This is a genomic window from Streptomyces rhizoryzae, assembly GCF_023155275.1.
In the GTDB taxonomy this organism is placed as follows: domain Bacteria; phylum Actinomycetota; class Actinomycetes; order Streptomycetales; family Streptomycetaceae; genus Streptomyces; species Streptomyces rhizoryzae.
In genome coordinates this window covers 19312-44658 of record NZ_JALMUV010000009.1, presented here as the reverse complement: position 1 = coordinate 44658, position 25347 = coordinate 19312, and the positions used below count along the sequence as shown (strand labels likewise).

Sequence of the window (25347 nt, the reverse complement as noted above, 5' to 3'; positions counted from 1 at the left end):
CGGCTCACACCATCGCGAAGCGGACCTGGCCCCGGTCCGGGTCGGCTGCGGTGAGGCGGATGTGGAGGTGGTGGCCGAGGGGAAGGGGCGGGGTTTCGGGGGCGGTGGTGAGGGGGGCCGTCACCGGGGGTTCGGTGAGGTGGACGGTGGTGCGGGTGGGGTCGTCGGGGTGGTGGTCGATGACCAGGGCCTCGAAGGTCTCGCCGACGCGGTCCCGCAGCAGGGCCGCTTCGACGAGGTCGAGGCAGGCGCGTTCGACCTCGTGGGCGCGCCGGGCGCCGGCCGCCATGTCCTGCGGGAGGGCGGGCAGGGCGGCGCGCACCCAGCCCGGCGGGGTGCGGCCGGCCGACGCGGCCAGGCAGAGTTCGGCGGTGTAGCGGTCCACGAGCCGGCGCAGCGGCGCGGTGGCGTGCGCGTACGGGGCGGCCACCGCGGCGTGCACGGCGGCGGAGGCGGGCGGCGCGGTGCCGTCGAAGACGGTGTAGCCGGCGCCGCTGAGCAGGGTGGTGCACTCCTGGAGGAACGCCGCGTGCCCGGGCCGGCGCGGGTCCAGGCCGCGGATCAGGGCCGCGTACGAGGTGTGGTGGGGCCAGTCGACGCCGAGGGCCTCGGCGGTGCGGCGGAGCCGGGCGACCGAGCCGGCCGGCGGGTGCGGGTCCGCCGTGCCCGAGGGGGGCCGGGAACCCGGGGGCGGCAGGGTCCGCAGGATGCCGGTGCCGGCGGCGAGCATGAGCCGGGCCGCGGCCATGCCGGTGAGCAGGGAGAGCTGGGTGTGCCAGGCGGCGGCCGGGAGCGGGGTGCGGTAGGTGAGCGTGTAGCGGCCGCCGCGTTCGGTGATCACCTGCTCGGGGACGGTGAGCGAGACCGCGCCGCGGGCGGTCTCCAGCTCCTCGCGGCGCAGCCCGATCTCCTGGAGCAGGGCGAGCGGCTCCTCGGCGGTGCCGTCGTCCAGGACCCGCTGGACGCCCGGGTGGTCCAGGCGGGCGCGGGAGCGGACCAGGGCGCGGCGGACGGTGGTGGCGGTCAGCGCGCCGTCCGCGTCGAGGTCGAGCTGCCACAGGACGGCCGGGCGGTCGCGGTCGGGCAGCAGGGCGGCGGCGCCCTCGCCGAGTACCGGCGGGTGGAGCGGGATCCGCTCGTCGGGGAAGCACAAGGTGGTCACCCGGTGGTGCGCCTCGGCGTCCAGGGCGCCGCCGGGGGTGATGAACGAGGCGATGTCGGCGGTGGCGTAGTGGACGCGGTAGCCGCCGCGGGGGCGGCGGGCGAGGAACATCGCCCGGTCCAGGTCGGCGGTGCCGGGCGCGGCGAGGGTGAAGAGCGGCAGGTCGGTGGCGTCGTCCAGGGCGTGCTCGGTGTGCACCTCGCCGTCACCGGCCGGGATGCGCGGGGCGCGGGCGGCGCTCTCCGCCTCGGCCTGGGCGGTGGGCGGGAAGTGGTCCGGGATCTCCAGCCGCCCGCGCAGATCGTGCAGGGCGGCCCGCAGGGGGGCCTCCGCTGCGTCGGTCACGCGCATGTGGCGACGGGGCATGGCATCGAGCGTAGGTCCGGGACGCGCTCCCGGCGCGGCGTACGGGGGAGCCGGGCGGGGACCGGGGCCGGGCCGGCAGCCCGGCAGGGGGAGGCAGGGCCGGGCGGGGGCCGCCCAGGCCGGTGGGGCTCTTAAGCTTTCGGCGGGGCCGCACCCCTTGCCGTACCGCCGTGAAGGAGAAACACCGTGCTCGTGCTGTTGCCGCCGTCCGAGGGGAAGGCCGCGGGAGGGAGCGGGAAGCCGCTGGATCTGGAGTCGCTGTCGCTGCCGGGGCTGACCGCGGCGCGGGCCGAGGTCCTCGCCGAGCTGGTCGCGCTGTGCGCGGGCGATCCGGACAAGGCCCGCGAGGTGCTGGGCATCGGTGCGGGCCTGAAGGGCGAGGTGGCCAAGAACGCGGGCCTGCGCACCGCGGGCACCCGCCCGGCCGGGGAGATCTACACCGGGGTGCTCTACGACGCCCTCGGCCTGGCGACCCTGGACGCGGCGGCGCGGGAGCGGGCCGAGCGTTCGCTGCTGGTCTTCTCGGGGCTGTGGGGCGCCGTGCGGATCGGCGACCGGATCCCCTCGTACCGCTGCTCGATGGGGGTGAAGCTGCCGGGGCTGGGCGCGCTGGGCGCGTACTGGCGGGGGCCGATGGCAACGGCGCTGCCGGCGGCGGCCGGCGAGGGCCTGGTGCTGGATCTGCGGTCGGCGGCGTACGCCACGGCGTGGAAGCCGAAGGGCGAGGTGGCCGGGCGGACCGCGACGGTCCGGGTGCTCCAGTCGAAGACGGTGGACGGGGTGGAGAAGCGGTCGGTGGTCAGCCACTTCAACAAGGCGACCAAGGGGCGGCTGGTCCGGGACCTGCTGACCGCGGGCCTCGCACCGGCGGACCCCGCGGAGCTGGTGGAGGCGCTGCGCGGACTCGGGTACGTGGTCGAGGCGCAGGCTCCGGCGAAGGGCGGCAAGCCCTGGGCGCTGGATGTGATCGTCACGGAGTTGTGAGGGCGTGACGGAGTGGTGGGGACGGTCGGAGGCGCGGTGCGGGGGCAGGTGCGCGGGCGGGGGTGAGGAGCGGCAGCAGCGGACGGTTGCAGCATATGCAACGGCCGTTGCGGGGGCTGACTGCGTCGGCTCAGTATGGGCGGCGTGACTGACGCTGCCCCCTCTCGTGCCTCCTCCCCGGCCGCCCCCGCCTCGGTGCTCGGCCTCGCCCCGGTCATCCCGGTCGTGGTCCTCCAGGACGCCGCCGACGCGGTCCCGCTCGCCCGGGCGCTGGTCGCCGGCGGGCTCCCGGTGATCGAGGTGACCCTGCGCACGCCCGCCGCGCTGGACGCGATCCGGGCCATCGCCGCCGAGGTGCCGGAGGCGCTGGTCGGCGCCGGGACCCTGCGGACCGCCGGGCAGGTCGCGGCGGCGCGGGCCGCCGGGGCGCGGTTCCTGGTGAGCCCCGGCTGGTCGCCACGGCTGCTGGACGCGCTGCGGGAGGCGGGGCTGCCGTTCCTGCCGGGCGTCTCCACGGTCTCCGAGGTGGTGACGCTGCTGGACGAGGGCGTGACCGAGCTGAAGTTCTTCCCGGCGGAGGCGGCCGGCGGTACCGCCTACCTGAAGTCGATGGCCGGGCCGCTGCCGCAGGCCCGCTTCTGCCCGACCGGCGGGATCGGCCCGGACACGGCCCCCGCCTATCTGGCGCTGCCCAACGTCGGCTGCGTCGGCGGCACCTGGATGCTCCCCGACGACGCGCTGGCCGCCAGGGACTGGGCGCGGATCGGCCGACTCGCGCGCGGGGCGGCGGCGTTGGGCCACTGACGCCCGGCGGGACGCACACGACGGTCACCGGGCGCGGGGGCCTGGACGCGGACGACAGGCGCGGACGCGCACGGCGGTCACCGCCTCCCACGAGGGCGCAGACCCGCCCCACCCGACACCCCTCCCCCACGCCCCACGCCCCACGCGCAACGCCCCGCCCCGCCCCGGCACACCGTTTCCGGTGTGCCGGGGCGGGGCGTTGCGCGGAGCGCCGGGGCGGACGCCCTAGCGCAGGTGCGAGGTGTCGTTCAGGAGCCGGAGGGAGGCGTTGCCGTCGGCGTAGTACGCCACGGCCGACAGTGACGCCGCCGCCAGCTCCATCCGGAACAGCGACTCCGGCGGTGCGCCGAGCGCCAGGCGGACCAGGGTCTTGATCGGCGTGACGTGGGTGACCAGGAGGACGGTGCGGCCGGCGTAACGGGCGATCAGCTTGTCGCGGGCCACCGCCACCCGGCGGGCGACCGCGGCGAAGGACTCGCCGCCCCCGGTGGGCGCCGCCTTGGCGGAGCGGAGCCAGGCGTCCAGGTCGTCGGGGAAGCGCTCGCGCACCTCCGCGAAGGTCAGGCCCTCCCAGGCGCCGAAGTCGGTCTCGCGCAGCCCCTCCTCGACGCGGACGTCGAGGCCGAGCCGGTCGGCGATCACCCCGGCGGTCTCCCGGCAGCGCAGCAGCGGGGAGCTGACCACGGCCTGGACGGTGCCGCGGGCGGCGAGCGCGGCGGCGGTCGCCTCGGCCTGGCGGCGGCCGGTCGGGGAGAGTGCGGGGTCGGTGCCGCCGCTGCCGGAGAACCGCTTCTCCGGGGTGAGCGCGGTCTCGCCGTGCCGGAGCAGGACGAACGTCGCCGGGACGCCGAGGTCGGGCGCGCCCCAGCCGACCGGGGGCGCGGCGGGCGCGGCCTGGGCCGGCGCCTCGGCGGCCTCGGCCGCGGCGTCGGCGGCCCGGGCCGCGGCGCTGCGCGCGGGGGCCGCGGCGGCCGGTGCGGCGAGCGCCGCCCGGGAGGAGCGCGGCTCCCACTGCTTGCCGTTCTTGCCCGCGTCCATCGCCTCGTTGGCGAGCCGGTCGGCGTGCTTGTTCCGGGAGCGGGGGATCCACTCGTAGGTGACCTGGCCGGCCGGGAAGACCGCCCGGGCCTCGGCGGCCAGCGGCTTCATGTCCGGGTGCTTGATCTGCCAGCGGCCGGACATCTGCTCGACGACGAGCTTGGAGTCCATCCGGACCCGGACGACGGCGTCCGGGTCCAGGGCGTGCGCGGCGCGCAGCCCGGCCACCAGGCCCTTGTACTCGGCGACGTTGTTGGTGGCCTTGCCGATGTACTCGGCGGCCTCGGCCAGCGCCTCGCCGCTGGCCGGGTCGAGCACCACCGCGCCGTAGCCGGCCGGCCCCGGATTGCCCCGGGAGCCGCCGTCGGCCTCGACGATCAGCTCACGCACCATGGCCTACAGCCCCGAGTCGGGCGTGCGGACCAGGATGCGGCCGCAGTTCTCGCAGCGGACGACGGCGTCGGCGGCGGCCGCCCGGACCTCGTTCAGCTCGGTGATGTTCAGCTCCAGGCGGCAGCCCTCGCAGCGGCGCTGGTAGAGGCGCGCGGCGCCGACCCCGCCTTCCTTGGCGCGGATCCGGTCGTAGAGCGTGACCAGCGCCTCGGGGATGTCGGCGACGGTCAGTTCGCGCTCCTTGGTGACCGTGGCGGCCTCGGCGTCGATCTCGGCGTAGGCGGCGTCCCGGCGGGCGGTGGCGTCGTCCGCCTTGGCCTGGATGGCCGCGAGCCGGTCGGTCAGCTCGCGGACCCGCTCCTGGGCGGCCTCGCGGCGCTCCATGACCTCCAGGACGACGTCCTCCAGGTCGGCCTGGCGCTTGGCCAGCGAGGCCAGTTCGCGCTGGAGGCTCTCCAGGTCCTTGGGGGAGGTCACGGCGCCGGAGTCGAGGCGCTTCTGGTCGCGGGCGGCGCGCTGGCGGACCTGGTCGACGTCCTGCTCCGCCTTGGTCTGCTCGCGGCTGGTGTCGCTCTCCTCGGTCTGCGCGGCGACGAGCAGATCGCGCTGCTGGGTGAGGTCGGACTCCAGGGTCTGGAGCTCGGCCAGCTCGGGGAGGTTCTTGCGCCGGTGCGCGAGCTGGGTGAGCCGGACGTCGAGGTTCTGGACGTCCAGGAGGCGGATCTGGTCGGCGGGCGCGGCGTTCAGCGGGGGGCTCCTGTGGTGTGGGTATTTTCCGGGGGGCTGGTGAGCGGGGCGGACGCCGCGTGGGCGGTCCAGGGGTCGGTGACCGTGCGGGAGACGTGCGTGCGCAGTCCCCAGCCGTGCCGGTCGGAGACCGCGTCGAGCTGGGCCGCGGCCTGCTCGCACCACGGCCATTCGGTGGCCCAGTGGGCCGCGTCCAGCAGCGCCGGCGGGGTGTCCTGACCGGCGGTCTGGGTGGCCTCGGAGGCCGGGTGGTGGCGCAGGTCGGCGGTGAGGAACGCGTCCACGCCGGCCGCCCGTACGTCGCCGAAGAGGCTGTCGCCGGAGCCGCCGGAGACCGCCAGGGTGCGGATCTCGCGGTCCGGGTCGCCGGCCGCCCGGACGCCCTGCGCGGTGGCGGGCAGGCGGGCGGCGGCGTACGCGGTCAGCTCGGCCAGCGTCATCGGGTGCGGGAGTTCGCAGATCCGGCCCAGGCCGCGGCGGCCGGCCGGGTCGCTCGCGTCCGGCACCAGGGGGCGCAGGATCCGCAGGTCCAGCGCGCCGGCCAGGGCGTCCGAGACGCCGGGGTCGGCGGTGTCGGCGTTGGTGTGCGCGACGTGCAGGGCGATGTCGTGCTTGATGAGGGTGTGCACCACCTTGCCCTTGAAGGTGGATGCCGCGACCGTGGTCGTCCCGCGCAGGTAGAGCGGGTGGTGGGTGACGAGGAGGTCGGCGCCGAGCCGGACCGCCTCGTCGGCGATCTCCTGGACCGGGTCGACGGCGAACAGCACCCGGCCGACCTCGGCGCCGGGGTCGCCGCAGACGGTGCCGACGGCGTCCCATCCTTCGGCCCGCTCGGGGGGCCAGAGGGTGTCGAGCGCGGCGAGGACTTCAGACAGTGCGGGCACGGGGGGAAGGTTACCTCTCCCCCGCGCCCGCGTGCCGGGCCGCGGTCGGCCCCGGGCCGAGGTGGCGGCCGGAGCCGGCCGGGGTGCGGGCGGAGCCCTACGGGACGAGGAAGCCGCGCAGGTCGTCCAGGACCCGGTCGGCCGCGGTGACACCGAGGCCGAGGTACCAGGTCTCGTCGCTGACGTTCCTGGCGTGGCCGGCCTTGACCGCCCGGAGGTTCTTCCAGAGCGGGTTCTGCTCGGCGGTGTCGCGCTTGGTGGACTTCGGGTCGCCGTAGACGCCGGTGAAGATCCAGTCGGCGTCGGCCTGGCCGATGTTCTCCGGGCTGACCTCGACGGCGAGGTCGTCGGCCCGCTGGTTGGCGGGGCGCGGCAGGCCGACGTCCTGGAGGATGGTGCCGATGAAGGAGCGCTGGGCGTAGAGGCGGGTGAACTGCGGCATGTAGCGCAGCATCGTCACCGTCGGCTTCTTCGGGCCGAGGTCCGCGCCGAGCTTCCTCGCCTTGGCCTCGTAGGCGGCCAGTTGGCTCTCGGCCTGCGCGGTCCGGTCCAGGGCGGCGGCGTTGAGCAGGTAGTTCTGCTTCCAGGTGAAGCCGGGACGGATCGAGAAGACGGTCGGGGCGATCTTGCTGAGCTGCCGGTACTGCTTCTCGGCGCGCAGCTTGCTGCCCAGGATGAGGTCGGGCTTGAGGGCGTTGACGGCCTCCAGGTTGAGGCCGTTGACCGTGCCGACGCTCTTGGGGTGGCCGGCCTTGGCGGCGAGGTAGCCGGGGAGGGCGGCGTCGCCCTCGGTGGGGGCGTAGCCGACCGGCTTGATGCCGAGCGAGACGACGTTGTCCAGTTCGCCGACGTCGAGGACGACCACGCGCCGGGGGGCGGCCGGGAGGGTGGTGGTGCCCATCGCGTGCCGGATGGTGCGCGGAAATCGGCCCGGGGCCGCGTCGGTGCCCATCTTCGCGGTCGCGTCGGCGGCCTTGCCGAAGTCCTTGCCGCCCTGGGCCACCGACTTCGAGCCCGCGCCGCGGTCGCCGCCGTCCGCACCGGACGTGCCGCAGCCGGTGAGCGCGAGCGCGCCGGCGGCGGCGAGGGCGAGGGCGGCGGCGGTGCCGCGGCGGCGAAGGGGCATCGGTCACTCCAGGTCGTACGGGCGGCGGCGGGCGGCACGGGGAAGCTCCCCGTGCCGCCCACCGGCAACTTAGGTCCACCTAACTTTACGCATCCTTGAATCACGAAGCACACCCACCCCTCCCGGGACCGGCGAACCGGACAACCGCCACCCTTATGCGTGAAGACCCGCAACTGCCGCTGTTCGGCCGGAAGTGCGAAAACTAACGTCCCTCCACTGGAGGTGGCACCCGATGACGATCTGTGCCGAACACCGTGCCGGTGCGAACCCCGCGGCCCCGGCCGGCCCGCCCCGCGCGGCGCTGACCCTGGCCGCCGACGGCTCGTACGCCGCCCGGCTCACCCGGCACGCCGACGCCGCCGGCAGCTGGTACCCCGAGCGCTGGACGATCGGCGGGCCGGAGCCGTACGCGGTCCCGCTGGCGGGCTGTCAGCCCGAGGAGCCGGACAGCGCGCCGCTGCCGCTCGCGGACGGCCGGGTGGTGCTCGTGCGCCGGGTCGCCGACCGCTTCACCGTCAGCCTGCTCTCCCCCACCGGGCCCGGCACCCGGGAGGAGCTGCTGGGCGCGGTCGCGGCGGACGCGCTGACGCTGCTGCCGCCCGCCCCGGACGGCGTGCTGGCCTACGCGCTCACGCCCGGCCCGGAGGCCACCGGGCTGTGGCTGGTGCACGGCGGCGCGGCCGGTCCGGAGCGGGTCGCGGTGGTGCCGGGGCGGTGCACCGGCGGCGTCTGGCTGGACCACGGCGGGCGGCTGCTGGCCCTGGACCGGGAACTGGCCGGCCGCACCAAGACGGTGCTGGTCGACCTGGCGCGCGGCGGGCAGATCAGTCCGCTGCTCCAGATCACCGACGAGAGCGAGGACCGGCTGCTGCTCGCCGATCCGGACAGCGGGCTGCTGCTCGTCCGGTCGGACGCGCCGGGCCACGACCGGCTGGGCTGGGGCGTCCTGGGCAGCGCACGCCCGGTGCGCTTCCCGGAGTGCCTGCGGGCGCCCGATATGGCGGTGGTGCCGTTCGCGGTCCAGCCGGGGCGGGCCCGGCCGCCGGAGACCTGCGCGGTGGCCTTCCGCCTGGAGGGGCCGGGCGGGACCCGGCTGGGGGTGTGGCGGCCCGCGGACCGGCGGCTCGCGCAGTTCCCGGCCCCGGACGGCTGGCTGGCGGGCAGCGGCCGGTGGACGCCGGAGGGGGAGCTGCTGCTGCCGTACGCGACGGCGGCGGTGCCGTGCGGGGTGGCGCGGATGGCCATACCGCTGGGACCGGCCGCGGAGGGCGCGGCACCGGGCCCGGCGGCGGATCGGGGAACGGCCGGAAACGGCGCGGGAATTGTCCGGGAAGCAGGCGATAACGGCGCCTGCTCCACAGCATCTGCACAACCGAAAGCCCCCGGTGCGGAACCGTCCGGCGCCCCGGGGCATCCCCGCTTGTGCAGGCCGGTGCCCCTGCAACAGGCGCCGCTCGCGGCCCGGTAGGCGCGGTGGAGTGCGGATATCCGCCCCGTTAGAATTCCGGGCGGGGGGCTGCGCAGCCGGTTGACCCGGCCACCGACGGCACCGCACGGGGCACGTCCCGGCGGGAGCCGGGGGCGTCCCGACGCGTACAGCTGCAAGCGATCTGACGGAGTGACTCTTTCCATGTCCGAAGCCCGAACCGACACGACCCAGGCGCGCCCCCAGGAGGCAGCCGCCCAGGCCGAGGCCGCAGGCTCCGGCAGGCACCGCGGTCCGGCCGCCGCCGCCGAGCAGACGCAGGACGCGGCGCACGGGCGGCACCGCAGGGACCAGCAGGTCCGGACCGCCTGAGCGGGTCCGGGCAGCGACCGCGGCCGTGGCCGCCGCACCGCGTCAGCGGGCGGCGGCCACGGCCGTTTCCGCGTCCGCGCCGCGGCGGTCAGCCGTGCTTGAGGCCCAGCACCTCGGGGGCCGCGAAGGTCTCGTGGGCCGGGCGGTCGGCGTAGTACGGGGTGAGCAGGGCGTCCAGCTCCTCGTAGCTGAAGAAGTCCTCGGCGGTGTCGAACTGGGCGGCGATCCGGGGGCGTTCGGCGATCGCCACCATGCCGCCGTGGACGACCAGCAGCTGGCCGTTGATCCTGGCGGCGGCGGGTGAGGCGAGGTAGCCGACCAGCGGGGCGACGTGCTCGGGCGCGAGCGGGTCGGGCCGGCCGTCCGCGGGGGCCGCGAAGCCGGCGAAGACGTCCTCGGTCATCCGGGTGCGGGCGCGCGGGCAGATGGCGTTGGCGGTCACCCCGTACTTGGCCAGCGCCAGCGCCGTGGAGGTCGTCAGGCCGACGATGCCGCCTTTGGCCGCCGCGTAGTTGGGCTGTCCTGCCGAGCCCGCGAGGAACGCCTCGGACGAGGTGTTGACGATCCGGCCGTGCACCGGGGCGCCGGTCTCCTTGGCGCGGGCGCGCCAGTGGGCGGCCGCGAAGCGGGTGGTGTTGAAGTGGCCTTTGAGGTGGACGCGGATCACCGAGTCCCACTCGTCCTCGGTCATCGAGAACACCATCCGGTCGCGCAGGATGCCCGCGTTGTTGACCAGGATGTCCAGCCGGCCGCCGGTGTCGACGGCCAACCGCACGAGCTCTGCGGCCTGTTGGTGGTCGGCGACGTCGCCGGTGTGGACGGTGGCCCGTCCGCCGGCCGCGCGGATCTCCTCGGCGACCTCCTCGGCGGGGGCGGCCGAGGCGGCGCCCGAGCCGTCCCTGCCGGGCCGGCCGAAGTCGTTGACGACGACGTGGGCGCCGAGGCGGGCGAGCTCCAGGGCCTCGGCCCGGCCCAGGCCGCGGCCGGCACCGGTGACGATCGCGGTCAGGCCGGTGAGTGGCTGTGCCATGCGTGTCCTTTCCTGCTGCTGTCCCGTGGGGCGGTGCCGTCCGGGGCCGTGCGGTCGGCGGCCCGGGGCGGGCCGTCAGAGCTCGATGCAGGTGCGCAGTGCGGTGCCGGACCGCATCTGGTCCAGGGCGTCGTTGATGCCGTCGAGCCGGACCCGGTGGGTGATCAGCCCTTCCAGGTCGATCCGGCCGGCCCGCCACAGGGCGATCGCCCGCTCGTAGGAGCGCAGCACGTCCGCGCCGCCGTAGAGCGAGGGCAGGATCCGCTTCTCGTCGAAGAACAGCTCGAACATGTTGACCTGGAAGGTGTCGTCCATCGCGCCCGCGCCGACCACGCAGAGGGTGCCGCCGCGCCGGGTGGTCTCGTAGGCGGTGCGGGCGGTGGCGGACTTGCCGACGACCTCGAAGACGTAGTCGAAGCCCTCCCCGCCGGTGATCCGGGCCTTGGCGTCGGCGAGGTCCTCGGGGGCGACGGCTTCGGTGGCGCCGAAGCGGAGCGCGGCCTCGCGGCGGGCCGGCACCGGGTCGACGGCGAGGATCTGGGCCGCGCCGCTGACCCGCGCCCCTTGGATGACGGAGATGCCGACGCCGCCGCAGCCGATCACCGCGACCGAGGACCCGGCCTCCACCCGGGCGGTGTTCAGGGCCGCGCCGAGCCCGGTGGTGACGCCGCAGCCGATCAGCGCGGCGATCTCGTAGGGCACGTCGTCGGGGATCGGGACGGCGCAGGGGGCGGCGACCACGACCTCCTCGGCGAACGTGCCGGTCCCCGCGAAGCCGAAGACGTCGCCGCCGGGGCGCTTGAAGTTGGGCGTGCCGGCGTTCATGAACCCGGCCAGGCACAGGTGCGTCTGGCCGCGCTTGCAGGACGGGCAGCTGCCGCAGGCCGGCAGCCAGCACATCAGAACCCGGTCGCCGGGGCTCAGCCCGGTGACCCCGTCGCCGACGTCGAGGACCTCCCCGGCGCCCTCGTGGCCGGGGACGAAGGGCGCGGGCTGCGGCAGCACCCCGCTCATCGCGGACAGGTCGGAGTGGCACAGCCCGGTGGCGCGGATGCGGATCCGCACCCGGCCGGGCCCGAACCCCACCGCCTCGACGTCGTCGAGCACCTCCAGCTTGTCCCGTCCCGTCTCGTGCTGTACGGCTGCGCGCATGGCTACGGCTCCTCTCGCGGATGGGGCTCCCAGGGCGTTGCAGGGCGGCGGGGCGGTCCGGTCAGCGGTACGCGACGGTGGTGTCCGCCAGCACCGGGGCGTCGTCCCGGTCCGCGGCGGTGACCGACACCACGAGCCGGCCGCCCGCCCCGGCCGCCTCCTCCTCCTCCCGCCAGATCCGGATCCGCAGCGTCTCCCCGGGGAAGGCCACCCCGGCGAACCGCGCGGTGTACGTCCGCACCCGCGCCACGTCCCCGTCCAGCGCGAGGTCCACCGCCGCCTTGAGCGCGACCCCGTACGAGCACAGCCCGTGCAGGATCGGCCGGTCGAAGCCGGCCAGCTCGGCGAACTCGGGGTCGGCGTGCAGCGGGTTCCAGTCGCCGGAGAGCCGGTACAGCAGCGCCTGGTCCGCGCGGATGCGGCGTTCGGTGGTCAGGTCCGGGGCGCGGTCGGGGAGTTCGCCGCGGACCGAGGGGCCGCGCTCGCCGCCGAAGCCGCCCTCGCCGCGGACGAAGATCTGGGTGTCGCAGGTCCACAACGGCCCGTCGTCGTCGGCGACTTCGGAGCGCAGCACGATGACGGCCGCCTTGCCCTTGTCGTAGACGGCGGGGACGGTGGAGGTCTGGGTGGCGCGACCGCGCACCGGGAGGGCGCGGTGCACCGTGACGGTCTGGCCGCCGTGCAGGACGGCGGCGAGATCGACCTCGATACCGGGCGCGGAGAGCCCGCCGGCCAGCGCCATGCCGCCGCCCGCGACGGTGGCGAAGCTGGGCAGGACGTGCAGCGCGCGCTCCAGGGTGTAGCGGAGTTCGTCCGGGTCGGTGGCGGCGTGCGGCTTCTCCGGGGTGGCGGCGCCGGCCCCGATGCCGAGGTGGTAGAGCTGGACGTCCTTGTGGTCCCAGGCGAGTTCGGTGGTCCGCGGCTCGGCGGAGGTGGCCTTGGCGGCGTCGATGGGCATCGGGGAGCTGGCTCCTTCACCACGGTGGGAGACCCCGGCCCGGCCGTCCGCACCGTCGGCCGCGCCGGGGTCGTATCGGGTCGGCGGCCGCGTCGCACACTTCTAGAACGCGTTCTAGCCGATGGCAGTCATGTATAGCCGATGCGCGGCGCACCCGGAACCCCCTGACGGGACGTCAGATATGGCCGCCGCCCGCTTCCGGCCCGCCGGTCCATGACATTTGTCATGGGAAACCGCACACATGCGGCTCTGCCGCCCGGCGGCGACGCTCCGTAATGTCAGGAGGGCCGCGGCGGGCTGGCCGGCGCGGCGGACGGGACCCGGCGCACGGATGCGGCCGGCACCACGGGGAGGCAGTCATGGCAGGCACGACGGGGACGGTGCCGGCGCCGTCGCGGGCGCCGGGGGCGGGAGCGGCGGGCGCCGCGGTGGAGTTCCGCGGGGTCACCCGGAGTTACGGCGCGGTGCGGGCCGTGGACGGGCTGACGCTGCGGATCGCCCCCGGCGAGACGGTGGCCCTCCTCGGGCGGAACGGCGCGGGCAAATCCACCACCCTCGCCCTGCTGCTGGGCCTGCTGCCGCCCACCGACGGGACGGTGCGCCTGTTCGGCGGCCCGCCGGAGGCCGCGGTGCGGGCCGGCCGGGTCGGCGCGATGCTCCAGGAGGGCCGGCCCGTGCCCCGGGTCACCGTCCGCGAGCTGCTCACCTTCGTCACCGGCGCCCACCCCCGTCCGATGGACGTCGGCGAGGCGCTGGAGCTGGCCGGGCTCGGGGGGCTCGCCGGACGGCGGATCGACCGGCTCTCCGGCGGCCAGGCGCAGCGGGTCCGCTTCGCCGTCGCGCTGGCCGGCAATCCGGAGCTGCTGGTGCTGGACGAGCCCACCGCGGCCCTGGACGTGGAGGCGCGGCGGGCCTTCTGGGACTCCGTGCGCGGCTACGCCCGCCGCGGCAACACCGTCCTCTTCTCCACCCACTACCTCACCGAGGCCGACGAGTTCGCCGACCGCATCGTGGTCGTCGACCGCGGCCGGGTCGCCGCCGACGGCAGCGGCGCCGACCTCCGGCGGCGGGCCGGCGGCGCCCTGGTCTCCTTCGACCTCTCCGGCGCGCCCACCGAACCGCTCGCCGCGCTGCCCGGGGTCGGCGCGGTCGAGATCCGCGGCGACCGCGCCCTGCTGCGCACCGCCGACTCCGACGCCACCGTCCGCGCGCTGGCCCGCCTCGACCTGATCCGCGGCCTCCAGGTCGCCCCCGCCGGGCTGGAGGACGCCTTCCTCGCCCTGACCGCCCCGGCCCCGAAGGAGACCGTGTGATGTTCGGCTACGCCCGCCTGGAAATCCTCCGCGCGCTGCGCGACAAGAGTTATGTCATCTTCGGCCTCGGGATGCCGGTGCTGATGTACCTGCTGTTCACCCGCCTCGGTGCCGGCGCCGGCACCGAGTGGAAGGTCTCCGCCATGGTCGGCCTCGCCGCGTACGGGGCGCTCGGCGCGGCGCTCGGCTCCGGCAACGGCGTCGCCGAGGACAAGGGCCTGGGCTGGCTGCGGCAGTTGCGGATCCTCCCGCTGAGCCCCCGCCAGGTGATCGCCGGCCGGGTGCTGACCAGCGCGGTCACGGTCCTGCCGGCCATCGGCGCGGTGCTCCTGGCCGGCGCGGTGGTCAACGGCGTCGCGCTGGCCGCCTGGCAGTGGGCCGCGCTGGTCGTGCTGCTGTGGCTGGGCACCGCCCCGTTCACCCTGCTCGGCCTCGGCAACGGCTACCGCCTCTCCGCGCAGGCCACCGGGCTGGCCAACACCGGCTGCATGCTGCTGCTCTCGGTCGTCGGCGGCCTGTGGTTCCCGGTCGGGGCGTTCCCCGGCTGGCTGCGCGCGCTCTCCTCCTGGACGCCCGCCAACCGCTTCGCCGAGCTGGGCCTGAGCGTCACCCGCGGCGGGGCGCCGGCCCTGACCACGGTGGCGGTACTGGCCGGCTGGCTGGCACTCTTCGGCGGTTACGCGGCGTACGCCTACCGGCGGGCCGCGCGGACGGTGTGAGGCACGATGCGCACACCGGCGGCACCGGCCGGCACGGCCGGCGGGACGGATCGGCAGCGGGCGGGGAACGGCGGGAAGCGGATGGCACGGCGGAACGAAGAGGACGCGGCGCCCGGCGGCGCGGCGCGGGGGCGGGGCTGCGAGCGGGGGAAGGGCGCCGAGCGGCTGGAGAAGGGCCCCGGCCGGTACACCTTCCTGCCCTGGATGCTGATGGAGACCGGCGCGCTCTCCAGCACCCTCCAGGGCCGGTCCGGGAACGTCTGGCTGGCCGGCGCCGGACTCCTGGCCTTCAACGCCCTCTACGTCACCGTGATCTTCACCGCCTTCAGCCCCCGGCTGCGCGACACCCGCCGCCCGCTGTACGCACTGGCCGCGCTGACCGCCGTCACCCTCGCCGTGGCGCTCGGCTTCGGCGGTGAGTGGTTCCTGTTCTTCCCGCTGCTGTCGCTGGCGTCCGGCACGGTGCGGGCGCTGCGCGGCAAACGGCTCGGCATCTGGCTGATCGCGCTCAGCGGCGGGGCCGGGGTGTTCTCCGGCTGGCACGGCGACGGGCCCTGGGGCTCGTTCGGCGTCGGTTACGGCACGTTCCTGTCCGGCATGGTCACCGCCACCGTCCTCAGCCTCTTCGACACCGTCCACGAACTGCGCGCCACCCGCCAGGAGCTGGCCCGCAGCGCGGTGGAGAAGGAGCGGCTGCGGTTCTCCCGGGACCTGCACGACCTGCTCGGCCACACCCTGTCGGTGGTGGTGGTCAAGGCCGAGGCGGTGCGCCGGCTGGCGCCGCGCGACCTGGACGCGGCGCTGGGCCAGGCCGCCGACATCGAGGCGGTCGGCCGGCAGGCGCTGACCGAGATACGGGAGGCGGTCAGCGGCTACCGCGAGGGCAGCCTGGCGACCGAACTGGACCGGGCCCGTTCGGCGCTGGACGGCGCCGGCATCGAGCCGGTGGTGCGCCGGGCCGGGCCGCCGCTGCCGCCGCAGGCCGAGGCGCTGCTGGGCTGGGTGGTGCGCGAGGGCGTCACCAACACCGTCCGGCACAGCGGCGCCACCCGCTGCGAGATCGAGGTGCGGGCCGACGAGGACCGGGTGCGGCTGACGCTCACGGACGACGGCCGGGGTCCCGTAGGCTCCGGTGCGGCCCGCGCGGGCGATGCCTGCGCGCGGCCCGGCACCGCCACCGAAACGGCCGGCGGTACGGGCCTTGCGGGGCTGGCCGAGCGGCTGGCCGCGGCGGGCGGCACGCTGCGCCACGGCCCCGACGGCCGGCGCGGCTTCCGCGTGACCGCCGAACTCCCGGTGGGCGCGGGCGATCTGGCGGACGTGGAGGAGGGGGCCCGGTGATCAGGCTGCTGCTGGCCGAGGACCAGGGGATGATGCGGGGCGCGCTGGCCCTGCTGCTCGGCCTGGAGCCGGACATGGAGGTGGTGTCGCAGGTCGCGGCCGGGGACCGGATCGTCGCGGCCGCGCTGGAGACCCGGCCCGACGTCGCCCTGCTGGACATCGAACTCCCCGGCCGCAGCGGGCTGGACGCCGCCGCCGACCTGCGCGAGCGGCTGCCGTCGTGCAAGGTGCTGATCGTGACGACGTTCGGGCGGCCGGGCTATCTGCGGCGCGCCATGGAGGCCGGGGCGTCCGGCTTCCTCGTGAAGGACGGCCCGGTGGAGGATCTGGCGGCGGCGGTCCGGCGGGTGCTGGCCGGCGAGCGGGTGATCGACGCCGGGCTGGCCGCCGCGGCCCTGAGCGCCGGTCCGAACCCGCTGACCCCGCGCGAACGCGACGTCCTGACCGCGGCCGTGGACGGCGCGACGGTCGCCGACATCGCCGCCCGGCTGAGCCTGTCCCAGGCCACCGTCCGCAACTACCTGTCGGCCGCCATCGGCAAGACCGGCACCCGCAACCGCATGGAGGCCGTCCGCGCGGCCCGCCGCAACGGCTGGCTGTAGCGGCGCGACGCGGGCGGCGGGCGGACACGGGGGTGCCGCCCGCCGCCCGGCCCTGCCCCGGGCGCGCGGCCCGTGCTCAGCCGTACCGGGCGCTCATCCCTGCCCGGGGGGTTGAGCCCTGCCGGGGCCTCAGCTCTGCCCGCCGGTGCGCCCGCGCGGCAGCGCGAGCAGCATCAGCGCGATGCTGGTGACCAGCACCATCGCGCCGACCAGGAAGGCGGTGCCGTAGCCCGCGGCCAGCGTCGCCGGGCCGTGGTCACCGGCGACCCGCGCGGCGGCGACGGTGGAGAGCACCGACAGGCCCAGCGCCCCGCCCATCTGCCGCGAGGTGTTGATCAGCCCGGAGACCAGCCCCTGGTCGGCCGGGTCGGCGCCGGAGGTGGCGATGGCGGCGACCGGCGTCGCGGTCAGCCCGGCGCCCAGCGCCATCAGGACGCCCGGGCCGAGGAGCGTGGTCGGATACGTCCCGTCGGCGGTCATCGTGGACTGCCAGGCCATCCCGGCCAGGGAGATCACCGCGCCGCAGACCGCCAGCGGCTTGGCGCCCACCCGGTGCATCAGCCGGGGCGCGGCCTTCGAGCCGAGCACGATGCACAGCGAGTGCGGCAGGAAGGACAGCCCGGCCTGAAGTGGCGTGTAGGAGAGCACGTTCTGCATGTAGAGGGAGAGGAAGTACCACATCGAGAACATCGCGGCGCCGGCCAGCACCATCGCCGCGTTCGCCGAGGAGACCGACCTCAGCCGGAACAGCCCCAGCGGCATCAGCGGCGCCCTGGTCCGCGCCTCGACGGCGACGAACGCCGCGACCACCGCCAGCCCGGCGGCCAGCGGCAGCAGCGCCGCCGCCGACAGCCAGCCGTGCGTCTCGGTCTGCACGATGCCGTACGCGACCAGGCCGAGCCCGCCGGTCACCAGCAGCGCGCCGGGGACGTCCAGCCGGCGCGCGGCGCCCTGCCGGCTCTCGGCGAGCCACCGCGCCGCACCGGCCAGCACCAGCGCGCCCACCGGCACGTTGATCAGCAGCACCCACCGCCACGTCAGGAACTCGGTCAGCACCCCGCCGACCAGCCCGCCCACCGCACCGCCGCCCGCGCCGACCGCCGTCCAGGTCGCGATCGCCCGCGTACGGGCCGGACCGGCCGGGAACGACGTGGTCAGGATGGTCAGGGTGGCCGGGGAGAGCACCGCGGCGCCCACGCCCTGGACGGTCCGGGCCGCGATCAGCTGCCACGGCTGCTGGGCGAGCCCCCCGGCCAGGCTGGCGACGGTGAACAGCGCCAGCCCCAGGACGAAGATCCGCTTCCGGCCGAAGAGGTCCGCGGCCCGGCCGCCGAGCAGCATGAAGCCGGCGAACGTGATCACGTAGGCGTTGACGATCCACTGGAGGCCGAGTTCGGACAGGTGCAGTCCGGAGCGCATGGCGGGCAGCGCCACGTTCACCACGGAGACGTCCAGGACGACCAGGAACTGACCGGCGCAGACCAGCAGCATCACCAGCCAGGCCGGTGCGGCCGTCCGGCGCGCGGTCGCGGACAGCGTGGAGGAAGCGGCTATCGGGGGCATGCCGGCCATGCTCGCACCGCCCGCTCACCCGCCGCATCGGGATATCGGTGCATCCGGCATCTACGCCGGTCCTAGGCCGGAGGGCGTAGGCGGGGCGGGAGGGGGTGTCCGCCCCGGCGCCCGCCGCCGGCCACCTCGCGCCGGGGCACTCCCGCCGCGCGCGGGCGCGGCGGGTTCACCCCTGGTACTCGGTGAGGTCGATGGTGTGCACGCGGAGCGGAAAGCCGTGGACGGGGTGCGCCGTCTCGCGCTCCGGCACCATGCCGAGCTTGCGGATGACGTTCTCGGAGGCCGTGTCGCCCACCCGGCTGATGCTGATGACGCGGTCGAGGCCGCGGTCCTGGAGCGCGAACTCCAGCGTGGCCTGGGCGGCTTCGGACGCGTACCCCTGCCCCCAGAACTGCGGGCCGAGCCGCCAGCTGATCGCCACGGCGGCGCCTGCCTCCGGCAGGAAACCGGGCACGGACAGGCCCGTGAAGCCGGCCAGTTCCCCGGAGGCGAGCAGTTCGACGGCGAAGAGCCCGAAACCCTCCTCGTCCCACTCCTCCTCCCACCGCTCGATGGCCTCGGCCGTCTGGTCCAGGTCCCGCACCGAGCCGTCGCCGACCCAGCGCATGGCCCGCGGGTCCGCGTTGATGTCGGCCATCGGAACGAGGTCGTCGTCGTACCAGCGTCGGAGCAGGAGGCGGGGGGTGCGGATCTCGGTCATGGCACCCATCCTGCCGAAGGCGGGGGCCGCCCCGGCAACCGGCTCCCGCCCGGGGCGTCTCCGCGCGGCCCGGCCGCCGCCCCGGCCCCGGCTCACCGGCTCACCGGCTCACCGGCGGAAGAGGGTCACCACCGCCGCGCCGCCCAGGCCGATGTTGTGGGCCAGGGCGACGCGGGCGCCGGGGACCTGGCGGGCGCCGGCCGTGCCGCGCAGCTGCCAGACCAGTTCGGCGGTCTGGGCCAGCCCGGTGGCGCCCAGCGGGTGGCCCTTGGAGATCAGGCCGCCGGAGGGGTTGACCACCCACCGGCCGCCGTACGTGGTGGCGCCGTCGGCGATCAGCTTCCCCGACTCCCCCGCCGCGCACATCCCCAGCGCCTCGTACGTCAGCAGCTCGTTCACCGAGAAGCAGTCGTGCAGCTCGATGACGTCGACGTCCTCGATGCCCAGGCCGCCGGCCGCGTAGACCTGCCGGGCCGCGGCGCGGGTCATCGGGGCGCCGACCACGTCGATGCAGGAACCGGAGGCGAAGCTCTCCTCGGTGTCGGTGGTCATGGCCTGCGCGGCGATCTCCACCGCGCGGTCCGCCAGGCCGTGGGCGCGGACGAAGCGCTCGGAGGCGATGACCGCCGCCGCGGCGCCGTCGGAGGTCGGTGAGCACTGGAGCTTGGTCAGCGGCCGGTGGATGGTCCGGGCGGCGAGCACCTCCTCGACGGTGTAGACGTCCCGGAACTGGGCGTAGGGGTTGTGTGCGGAGTGCCGGTGGTTCTTGGCGCCCACCATCGCCAGCTGCTCGGCGGTCGTGCCGTACCGCGCCATGTGCTCGCGGGCGGCGTTGCCGAAGATCTGGGCGGTGGGCGGGGTCCGCTCGAAGCCGTGGGCCGCGGCCATCACCCCGTAGTGCCGGGCGACCGGCGACGCGGCGCCGCCCGCACCGGCGGCTCCGCCGTCCGCCCCGGCCCCCAGCGCACCGCGCTTCATCTTCTCGAAGCCCAGCGCCAGGGCGCAGTCGTTGAGCCCGGAGGCGACGAACTGCCGGGCGAGCATCAGCGCGGTGGCGCCGGTGGCGCAGTTGTTGTTCACGTTGTAGACGGGGACGCCGGTCAGGCCCAGTTCGTAGACGGCGCGCTGGCCGGCGGTGGACGGCAGGTGGCAGAAGCCGGCCGGCACCTGCTCGACGGCGTCGTAGCCGATGCCGGCGTCGGCGAGCGCCGCGCCGCCGGCCTCCCTGGCCAGGTCCCAGTACGGCCGGTCGGTGGTCTCCGGTTTCTCGAAGCGGGTCATGCCGACGCCGATGACGTATGCCGTGCCGGCCATGCGGATCCTCCAGGGGTGGGGGCGGGAACGGGTGCGGCGGTGCGGGGGTGGCGCGGTTCAGGAAAGCGGGCGGGGCTCGGGGTCGCGGGGCAGGCCGAGGAGACGTTCGGCGATGACGTTCAGCTGGACCTGGGTGGTGCCGCCGGCGATGGTCAGGCAGCGGGACATCAGGAAGCCGTGCAGGGCCCGGGCGCCGGGGCCCTCGCGGACCGCGCCGGCCGGGCCGAGCAGTTCCAGGGCCAGGTCGGCGAGATTCTGCTGGTGAAGGGTCTGCACCAGTTTGCGGACGCTGGCGCCGGCGCCCGGCTCCTGGCCCGCGACCTGCTGGAGCGTGGTGCGCAGTCCGAGGCAGCCGAGTGCGTGCGCCTCCGCGGCCAGGGCGCCGACCCGGGCCCGGACCGCGCCGTCCAGCCCGGCGGTCCGCTCCAGCAGCGCCTCCAGGCCGGTGTCGAAGGAGAGCTGGTCGGCCATGTGGACGCGTTCGTTGCCGAGGGTGGTGCGGGCCACCCGCCAGCCGTCGCCGACCGCGCCGACCACCGCGTCCGCCGGCAGCCGGACGTCGTCGAGGTAGACCTCGTTGAAGAGGGCGTCGCCGGTGATCTCCTTCAGCGGGCGGACGTCGATGCCCGGGGCCGCCATGTCGACGAGGAAGAAGGTCAGGCCGCGGTGCTTGGGCGCGTCCGGGTCGGTGCGGGCGAGCAGGATGCCGTGGTGCGCGCCCCGGGCGGCCGAGGTCCACACCTTCTGGCCATTGACCCGCCAGGTGCCGTCGGCGGCGCGTTCGGCGCGGGTGCGCAGCGCCGCCAGGTCCGAGCCGGCCTCCGGTTCGGAGAACAGCTGGCACCACCGCAGGTCGCCGCGGAGCGTGGGCGCGAGGTAGCGCTCCTGCTGCTCGGCGGTGCCGTGCGCGAGGAGGGAGGGCACCACCCAGGTGGCGATGCCCAGGTCGCTGATCCGGACACCGGCGGCGGCCAGCTCCTGCCCGATGGCGAGCTGTTCGACGGGGCCGGCGCCCAGGCCGTAGGGCGGGGGGAGGTGGGGTGCGGCGTAGCCGGTGGGGGCCAGGGCGCGGCGGGCGGCGGCCGGGTCCAGGCCGCGGACCCGGTCGGCGGCGGCGCGGGCCCCGGCGCGGAACTCCGCGGCGCCCGCGGGGAGTTCCAGCCGCAGGGGACGGCGGGCGCCGGCCGCCGCGAGCCCGGCGGCGCGCAGCCGGTGGGTGTCCGGGCCGCCGAGCAGCTGGCGGGCGGTGACGGCCCGGCGCAGTCGCAGGTGGGCGTCGTGCTCCCAGGTGAAGCCGATGCCGCCGAGGACCTGGATGCAGTCCTTGGCGCAGCCGACGGCGGCGTCCAGCGCGGTCGCGGTGGCCAGCGCGGCGGCCAGGCCGCGGACCTCCGGCGGTTCGCCGGCGGCCCGGGCGGCGTCCCAGACCAGGGCGCGGGCCTGTTCGCAGCGGACCAGCATGGTGGCGCAGAGGTGTTTGACGCCCTGGAACTGGCCGATCGGGCGGCCGAACTGCTCGCGTACCGCGGCGTGCGCGGCGGCGGTGCGCACCGCCCAGGCGGCGGTCCCGCACGCCTCGGCGGCGAGCAGCACCCCGGCGAGGTCGCGGACCAGGGTGCCGTCCAGCGCGAGGCGCCGGGCGGCGGGGACCGGGACGCGGTCGGCGGTGACCTCGGCGACCGGCCGGGTGGGGTCGGCGCTGTCCTGGACCCGGACGGTGAGCGCGGCGGCGTCCACGGCCAGCCAGACCGGGCCGGTGGCGGACCGGGCGGCCAGGACGAGCAGGTCGGCGTCGCCGCCGGCCAGGACGGGGGGCGCGGTGCCGTCGAGGACGGGGCCGCCGGTGCCGTCCGCGGCGGTGAGGGTGCCGGTGCCGAGGGCGACGGCGGCGGTGCGTTCACCGGTGGCCAGGGCCCGTACGAGGTCGGCGGGCGCGCCGCCGCGGTGCAGGAGTTCGGCGGCGAGGACGGTGGGGAGGTGGGGGCCCGGGAGCGTGGCGCGGCCGAACTCCTCCAGGACGACGGCGAGGTCGAGCAGGTCGCCGCCGCCCCCGCCGGCGGACTCCGGGAGGTGCGGGCCGAGCAGGCCCTGGGCGGCGAGCCCGGCCCAGAAGGCGGGGCGGCCGGCCGGTGCGGGCGGGGCGTCGAGCAGTGCGCGCACGTCGTCGGGCGGTACGGTCCGCGCGGCCCAGCCACGCGCCGCTTCCGCGAGGTCACGGTGGTCCTGCGTGATTCCGATGCCCATGGCCGTGCAGAGTAGAACACGTTTCAATCTGACGGAAGGTCAGCGGGGCGGCGGATCCGCGGCCCGGGCACCGGCCGCCGCCTCCCCGGCGGCCGGCCGGCACCGGAAACGATCCGGCCGCACCCCGGAAACGATCCGGTGAATTCCCCGCGGCCCCGCCGCCATTTCCGGGTATCTCCGGCCGCGGGATTATCGGCGGGCCTTTTCCGGGCCGTTCCGGGCGCGCTTCCCGGGGCGTTCCGGACCTTTCCACCGGCCCGGATACGCACCGGAAACGCCGCAAAGGCGCCGCGCGGAACGGACCGCGGCACACCGGCCGCGCACCGGCCCCGACCCGGAAAACCGCCAATCCGGCACCGCGGAATGCGAAGGCAATAGGAACCCCCGTTCCGATATCGCCGGGCCCGTACGGCACGATGAGCAGCGACCGCCGCCGGACCACGGCCGACCCCCCAGGAGGAACCCATGACCGCGCCCACGGCCCCGACCGCGCCCCGGCCGGAGATCCTCGCCGCGTTCGAGGCGGCGAAGGGCTTCATGCCGACGGACGAGGGGCTCGCCCTGTTCGCGGCGGCCACCGAGGCGGCCGGGCTGGGGCTGCCGCTGGTGGAGATCGGCACGTACTGCGGCCGTTCCACGATCCTGCTGGCCGAGGCGGCGCGCGCCGCCGGGGTCAGCGCGGTCACCGTGGACCACCACCGGGGCAGCGAGGAGCAGCAGCCGGGCTGGGAGTACCACGATCCGGAGGTGGTCGATCCGGCCGTCGGGCGGATGGACACCCTGCCCGCCTTCCGCCGGACCCTGCACGCCGCGGGCCTGGAGGACCACGTGATCGCCCTGGTGGGCCGGTCGCCGCGGGTCGCGGCCCTGTGGCGGGCGCCGGCCGGGCTGGTGTTCATCGACGGCGGCCACACCGACGAGCACGCCACCGCCGACTACGAGGGCTGGGCCCCGCACGTCGCGCCGGACGGCCTGCTGGTCATCCACGACGTCTTCCCGGACCCGGCGGACGGCGGCCGGGCGCCGTACCGGATCTACCGGCGAGCACTGGCGTCCGGGGCGTTCACGGAGGTGTCCGCGCACCGTTCGCTGCGGGTCCTGCGGCGGACGGGCGCCGGGATCTGAGCCGTTAGCATCGCGCACGTGTCGAACGGCAGCACCTTCCCCGCGTACCGCCGCCGCCCGCGCGGCGCCCTGCTGATCGCACTGGCCGTGCTGGTGGCGGCCGGCGCCGGCGGCTGGCTGCTCTGGCGGTCGCCGGGCGGCGGTCCGGCCGCCCCCGGGGCCGCCGCCCCGGCGTCGCCGGCCCCGGGGGCGTCCTCGCCGGGCGGCGCGGACCCGGCACCGCCGGCCACCCGGCCGGCCGGCCCCGGCAGCCTGCACGGCAGGACCGTCCTCCTCGACCCGGGACACAATCCGCACAACATTGACCACACCCGGCAGATCGCCCGGCTCGTGGACATCGGCAACGACCGCAAGGAGTGCGACACCACCGGCACCTCCACCGACGGGGGCTACCCGGAGGCGGCGTTCACCCTGGACGTGGTGCGCCGGGCCCGGGCGCTGCTGGAGGCCGAGGGGGCCAGGGTGGTGCTCACCCAGGACGGCGACCGGCCGTACGGGCCGTGCGTGGACGAGCGGGCCGCGGCCGGGAACGCGGCCCACGCGGACGCCGCGGTCTCGGTGCACGCGGACGGTTCGGCGCCCGGCAACCGCGGGTTCCACGTGATCCTGCCGGACCGGGTCACCGCGGGCGCGGCCGACACCGCGCCGATCACCGGGCCCTCCCGCGAGCTGGGCGAGCGCCTGGCCGGGGACTTCGCGGCGGCGACCGGAAGCGCCCGGTCCAACTACCTCGGGCACGGCACCGGCCTGGACGTCCGCGCGGATCTCGGCGGCCTGAACCTCTCCACCGTCCCGAAGGTGTTCATCGAGTGCGGCAATATGCGCGATCCGAAGGACGCCGCGCAATTGACCGACGCGCAGTGGCGGGAAAAGGCGGCCCGCGGGATCACCGAGGGCATTACGGACTTCTTGACGCGCTGAACGGACTTCCGCCGAGCGGCGCGCGGACTTCCCTCCGCGGACGCGCCGCTACTCCGGGACGGCCCACAGGTTCCGGCGATAGGTTCCCCTTTACGATGGGGGGCCATCGCCGTGCCACGCACCGCGCGCCAGTGACAGCGTCGACGCCCTCACGAGTCGACCAGGAACACGAAACCGACAAAGGACCTTTACGTGAACATCCGCTCCCTCAGTCGAGGCGATGGGGTGGTGATCGGAGCAGCGGTGCTGCTGTTGATCGCCTCGTTCCTCAGCCTCTACGCGTACGGCGACACGAACGCCTGGCAATCGCTGCACCTGCTGATGAGCGTCTACCTGGCCGGCGTCATCGCCGCCGCGCTGATCGTCACGGCGCGGGCGCTGCCGCAGCCGCGCAAGGTCGCCGGGCTGGAGCTCGGGCAGTTCGGGGTGGCGCTGTCCGTGTTCGCCGCCTGGACCGCGTTCTGGGCGATCATCGACAGCCACGGCGCGGGCGCGGGTCTGATCCTCGGGCTGATCGCGACCCTGGCCCAGGCGGGCGCCGCGGTCGCCACCCCGCTCGTCCCGGCGCTGAAGACCGCCCTGGTCGGCGCGCCCCGCCCGCAGGTCACCGGCCCGTACGGCCAGGCCGGCGGCACCCAGGGCTACGGCTACCCGGGCGCCCAGCAGCAGCAGCCGGGCGGCTACGGCTACCCGGGCGCGCAGCAGCAGCCGGGCCAGACGCACGGCGGCCAGCCGGCCCCGGCCCAGGACTCCGGCGCCACCGCCGGCGGGGCGGCGGGGGCCACCGCCGCGGCCGGCAGCCCGGCCGACTTCGCCCCGTTCTGGTTCGCGGTGCCGGTGCCCCGCCCGCTCTACAGCGAGGAGGGGGCGCCGTCGCCGATCGCCGAACTGGCGCCCGGCACGTGGTACCTCGCGGTGGAGCAGCGCGGCTCGGCGCTGATCGCGCAGACCCAGGACGGCCGGCGCGGCATCCTCCAGGACACCACCGGCATCCAGCGCGGCTGACACCCGCGACCCGGCCGCCCCGGCGCGGCCGCCCCCCGCCCCGCGGCCC

The 25347-nt window shown here is 76.1% G+C and carries 23 protein-coding genes; 11 read left to right on the top strand and 12 right to left on the bottom strand.

Features of this window, described 5'->3' with window-relative positions; all coding sequences use genetic code 11:
- Positions 1–4: 4 nt before the first annotated feature.
- Entirely contained in the window at positions 5–1528 is a 1524-nt protein-coding gene (locus MUU72_RS10220; protein WP_248012858.1) for an RNB domain-containing ribonuclease, read from the bottom strand.
- Between the two features lie 186 nt (positions 1529–1714).
- Here MUU72_RS10220 and yaaA point away from each other — a divergent pair, with 186 nt between their 5' ends.
- On the top strand, positions 1715–2512 hold the full coding sequence (yaaA, locus tag MUU72_RS10215; protein WP_248012857.1) for a peroxide stress protein YaaA: 798 nt from the start codon (positions 1715–1717) through the stop codon (positions 2510–2512).
- Between the two features lie 135 nt (positions 2513–2647).
- Positions 2648–3316, top strand: a complete 669-nt coding sequence (gene eda / locus MUU72_RS10210) for a bifunctional 4-hydroxy-2-oxoglutarate aldolase/2-dehydro-3-deoxy-phosphogluconate aldolase (RefSeq protein WP_248012856.1) — start codon at positions 2648–2650, stop codon at positions 3314–3316.
- Between the two features lie 225 nt (positions 3317–3541).
- On the opposite strand, the gene MUU72_RS10205 is transcribed toward eda, so the two are convergent.
- From MUU72_RS10205 to MUU72_RS10190, 4 genes are all read right to left on the bottom strand, one after another.
- Positions 3542–4747 (bottom strand): bifunctional RNase H/acid phosphatase, encoded by a 1206-nt coding sequence (locus MUU72_RS10205; protein WP_248012855.1) that lies wholly within the window; start codon positions 4745–4747, stop codon positions 3542–3544.
- Between the two features lie 3 nt (positions 4748–4750).
- A complete protein-coding gene (locus MUU72_RS10200; RefSeq protein ID WP_248012965.1) occupies positions 4751–5494 on the bottom strand; it encodes a zinc ribbon domain-containing protein in 744 nt (247 codons plus the stop codon).
- Complete coding sequence (locus tag MUU72_RS10195) at positions 5491–6378, bottom strand: Nif3-like dinuclear metal center hexameric protein (RefSeq protein ID WP_248012854.1); 888 nt, start codon at positions 6376–6378, stop codon at positions 5491–5493. Before MUU72_RS10195 ends, MUU72_RS10200 begins: the two co-directional genes overlap by 4 nt.
- Before the next feature lie 97 nt (positions 6379–6475).
- The gene (locus MUU72_RS10190; protein ID WP_248012853.1) at positions 6476–7504 is read right to left on the bottom strand and encodes an ABC transporter substrate-binding protein; all 1029 of its coding nucleotides are present in this window, start codon (positions 7502–7504) and stop codon (positions 6476–6478) included.
- Between the two features lie 232 nt (positions 7505–7736).
- Between MUU72_RS10190 and MUU72_RS10185 the strand changes: the two genes are divergently transcribed.
- Both MUU72_RS10185 and MUU72_RS10180 read left to right on the top strand, forming a co-directional pair.
- Complete coding sequence (locus tag MUU72_RS10185) at positions 7737–8972, top strand: hypothetical protein (protein ID WP_248012852.1); 1236 nt, start codon at positions 7737–7739, stop codon at positions 8970–8972.
- Between the two features lie 162 nt (positions 8973–9134).
- The gene (locus MUU72_RS10180) at positions 9135–9302 is read left to right on the top strand and encodes a hypothetical protein (RefSeq protein WP_248012851.1); all 168 of its coding nucleotides are present in this window, start codon (positions 9135–9137) and stop codon (positions 9300–9302) included.
- An 88-nt stretch (positions 9303–9390) separates the two neighbouring features.
- Here the strand turns inward: MUU72_RS10180 and MUU72_RS10175 are convergent, their stop codons facing one another.
- The 3 genes from MUU72_RS10175 to MUU72_RS10165 form a co-directional block, all read right to left on the bottom strand.
- Complete coding sequence (locus MUU72_RS10175) at positions 9391–10332, bottom strand: 3-oxoacyl-ACP reductase (protein WP_248012850.1); 942 nt, start codon at positions 10330–10332, stop codon at positions 9391–9393.
- Between the two features lie 75 nt (positions 10333–10407).
- Positions 10408–11484, bottom strand: coding sequence for a Zn-dependent alcohol dehydrogenase (locus MUU72_RS10170; protein WP_248012849.1), 1077 nt, complete (start codon positions 11482–11484; stop codon positions 10408–10410).
- 61 nt (positions 11485–11545) lie between these two features.
- A complete protein-coding gene (locus MUU72_RS10165) occupies positions 11546–12442 on the bottom strand; it encodes a MaoC/PaaZ C-terminal domain-containing protein (protein WP_248012848.1) in 897 nt (298 codons plus the stop codon).
- 359 nt (positions 12443–12801) lie between these two features.
- Here MUU72_RS10165 and MUU72_RS10160 point away from each other — a divergent pair, with 359 nt between their 5' ends.
- From MUU72_RS10160 to MUU72_RS10145, 4 genes are all read left to right on the top strand, one after another.
- Positions 12802–13755: an ABC transporter ATP-binding protein gene (locus MUU72_RS10160; RefSeq protein WP_282503905.1), complete on the top strand. Its 954-nt coding sequence runs from the start codon at positions 12802–12804 to the stop codon at positions 13753–13755.
- Positions 13755–14474 (top strand): ABC transporter permease, encoded by a 720-nt coding sequence (locus MUU72_RS10155; RefSeq protein ID WP_248012847.1) that lies wholly within the window; start codon positions 13755–13757, stop codon positions 14472–14474. The genes MUU72_RS10160 and MUU72_RS10155 overlap by 1 nt, the downstream gene beginning before the upstream one ends.
- 81 nt (positions 14475–14555) lie before the next feature.
- On the top strand, positions 14556–15815 hold the full coding sequence (locus MUU72_RS10150; protein ID WP_248012846.1) for a sensor histidine kinase: 1260 nt from the start codon (positions 14556–14558) through the stop codon (positions 15813–15815).
- Positions 15812–16417 (top strand): response regulator, encoded by a 606-nt coding sequence (locus MUU72_RS10145; protein WP_308403804.1) that lies wholly within the window; start codon positions 15812–15814, stop codon positions 16415–16417. Before MUU72_RS10150 ends, MUU72_RS10145 begins: the two co-directional genes overlap by 4 nt.
- Before the next feature lie 129 nt (positions 16418–16546).
- Here the strand turns inward: MUU72_RS10145 and MUU72_RS10140 are convergent, their stop codons facing one another.
- The 4 genes from MUU72_RS10140 to MUU72_RS10125 all read right to left on the bottom strand — a co-directional run bounded on the left by MUU72_RS10140 (position 16547) and on the right by MUU72_RS10125 (position 22247).
- Positions 16547–17989 carry an MFS transporter gene (locus tag MUU72_RS10140; protein ID WP_248012845.1) on the bottom strand — a complete coding sequence of 481 codons (1443 nt, stop codon included), beginning with the start codon at positions 17987–17989 and terminating at the stop codon, positions 16547–16549.
- A 166-nt stretch (positions 17990–18155) separates the two neighbouring features.
- Positions 18156–18689, bottom strand: coding sequence for a GNAT family N-acetyltransferase (locus tag MUU72_RS10135; protein ID WP_248012844.1), 534 nt, complete (start codon positions 18687–18689; stop codon positions 18156–18158).
- 108 nt (positions 18690–18797) lie between these two features.
- Positions 18798–20003, bottom strand: coding sequence for a lipid-transfer protein (locus MUU72_RS10130; RefSeq protein ID WP_248012843.1), 1206 nt, complete (start codon positions 20001–20003; stop codon positions 18798–18800).
- A gap of 57 nt (positions 20004–20060) precedes the next feature.
- The gene (locus MUU72_RS10125) at positions 20061–22247 is read right to left on the bottom strand and encodes an acyl-CoA dehydrogenase family protein (RefSeq protein ID WP_248012842.1); all 2187 of its coding nucleotides are present in this window, start codon (positions 22245–22247) and stop codon (positions 20061–20063) included.
- A gap of 465 nt (positions 22248–22712) precedes the next feature.
- On the opposite strand from MUU72_RS10125, the gene MUU72_RS10120 reads away from it, so the two are divergent.
- The 3 genes from MUU72_RS10120 (at position 22713) to MUU72_RS10110 (ending at position 25298) form a co-directional block, all read left to right on the top strand.
- A complete protein-coding gene (locus MUU72_RS10120) occupies positions 22713–23372 on the top strand; it encodes a class I SAM-dependent methyltransferase (RefSeq protein ID WP_248012841.1) in 660 nt (219 codons plus the stop codon).
- Between the two features lie 18 nt (positions 23373–23390).
- The gene (locus MUU72_RS10115) at positions 23391–24293 is read left to right on the top strand and encodes an N-acetylmuramoyl-L-alanine amidase (RefSeq protein WP_248012840.1); all 903 of its coding nucleotides are present in this window, start codon (positions 23391–23393) and stop codon (positions 24291–24293) included.
- Positions 24294–24485: 192 nt separating this feature from the next.
- Positions 24486–25298, top strand: coding sequence for a DUF5336 domain-containing protein (locus MUU72_RS10110; RefSeq protein WP_248012839.1), 813 nt, complete (start codon positions 24486–24488; stop codon positions 25296–25298).
- The last annotated feature ends 49 nt before the right edge of the window (positions 25299–25347 follow it).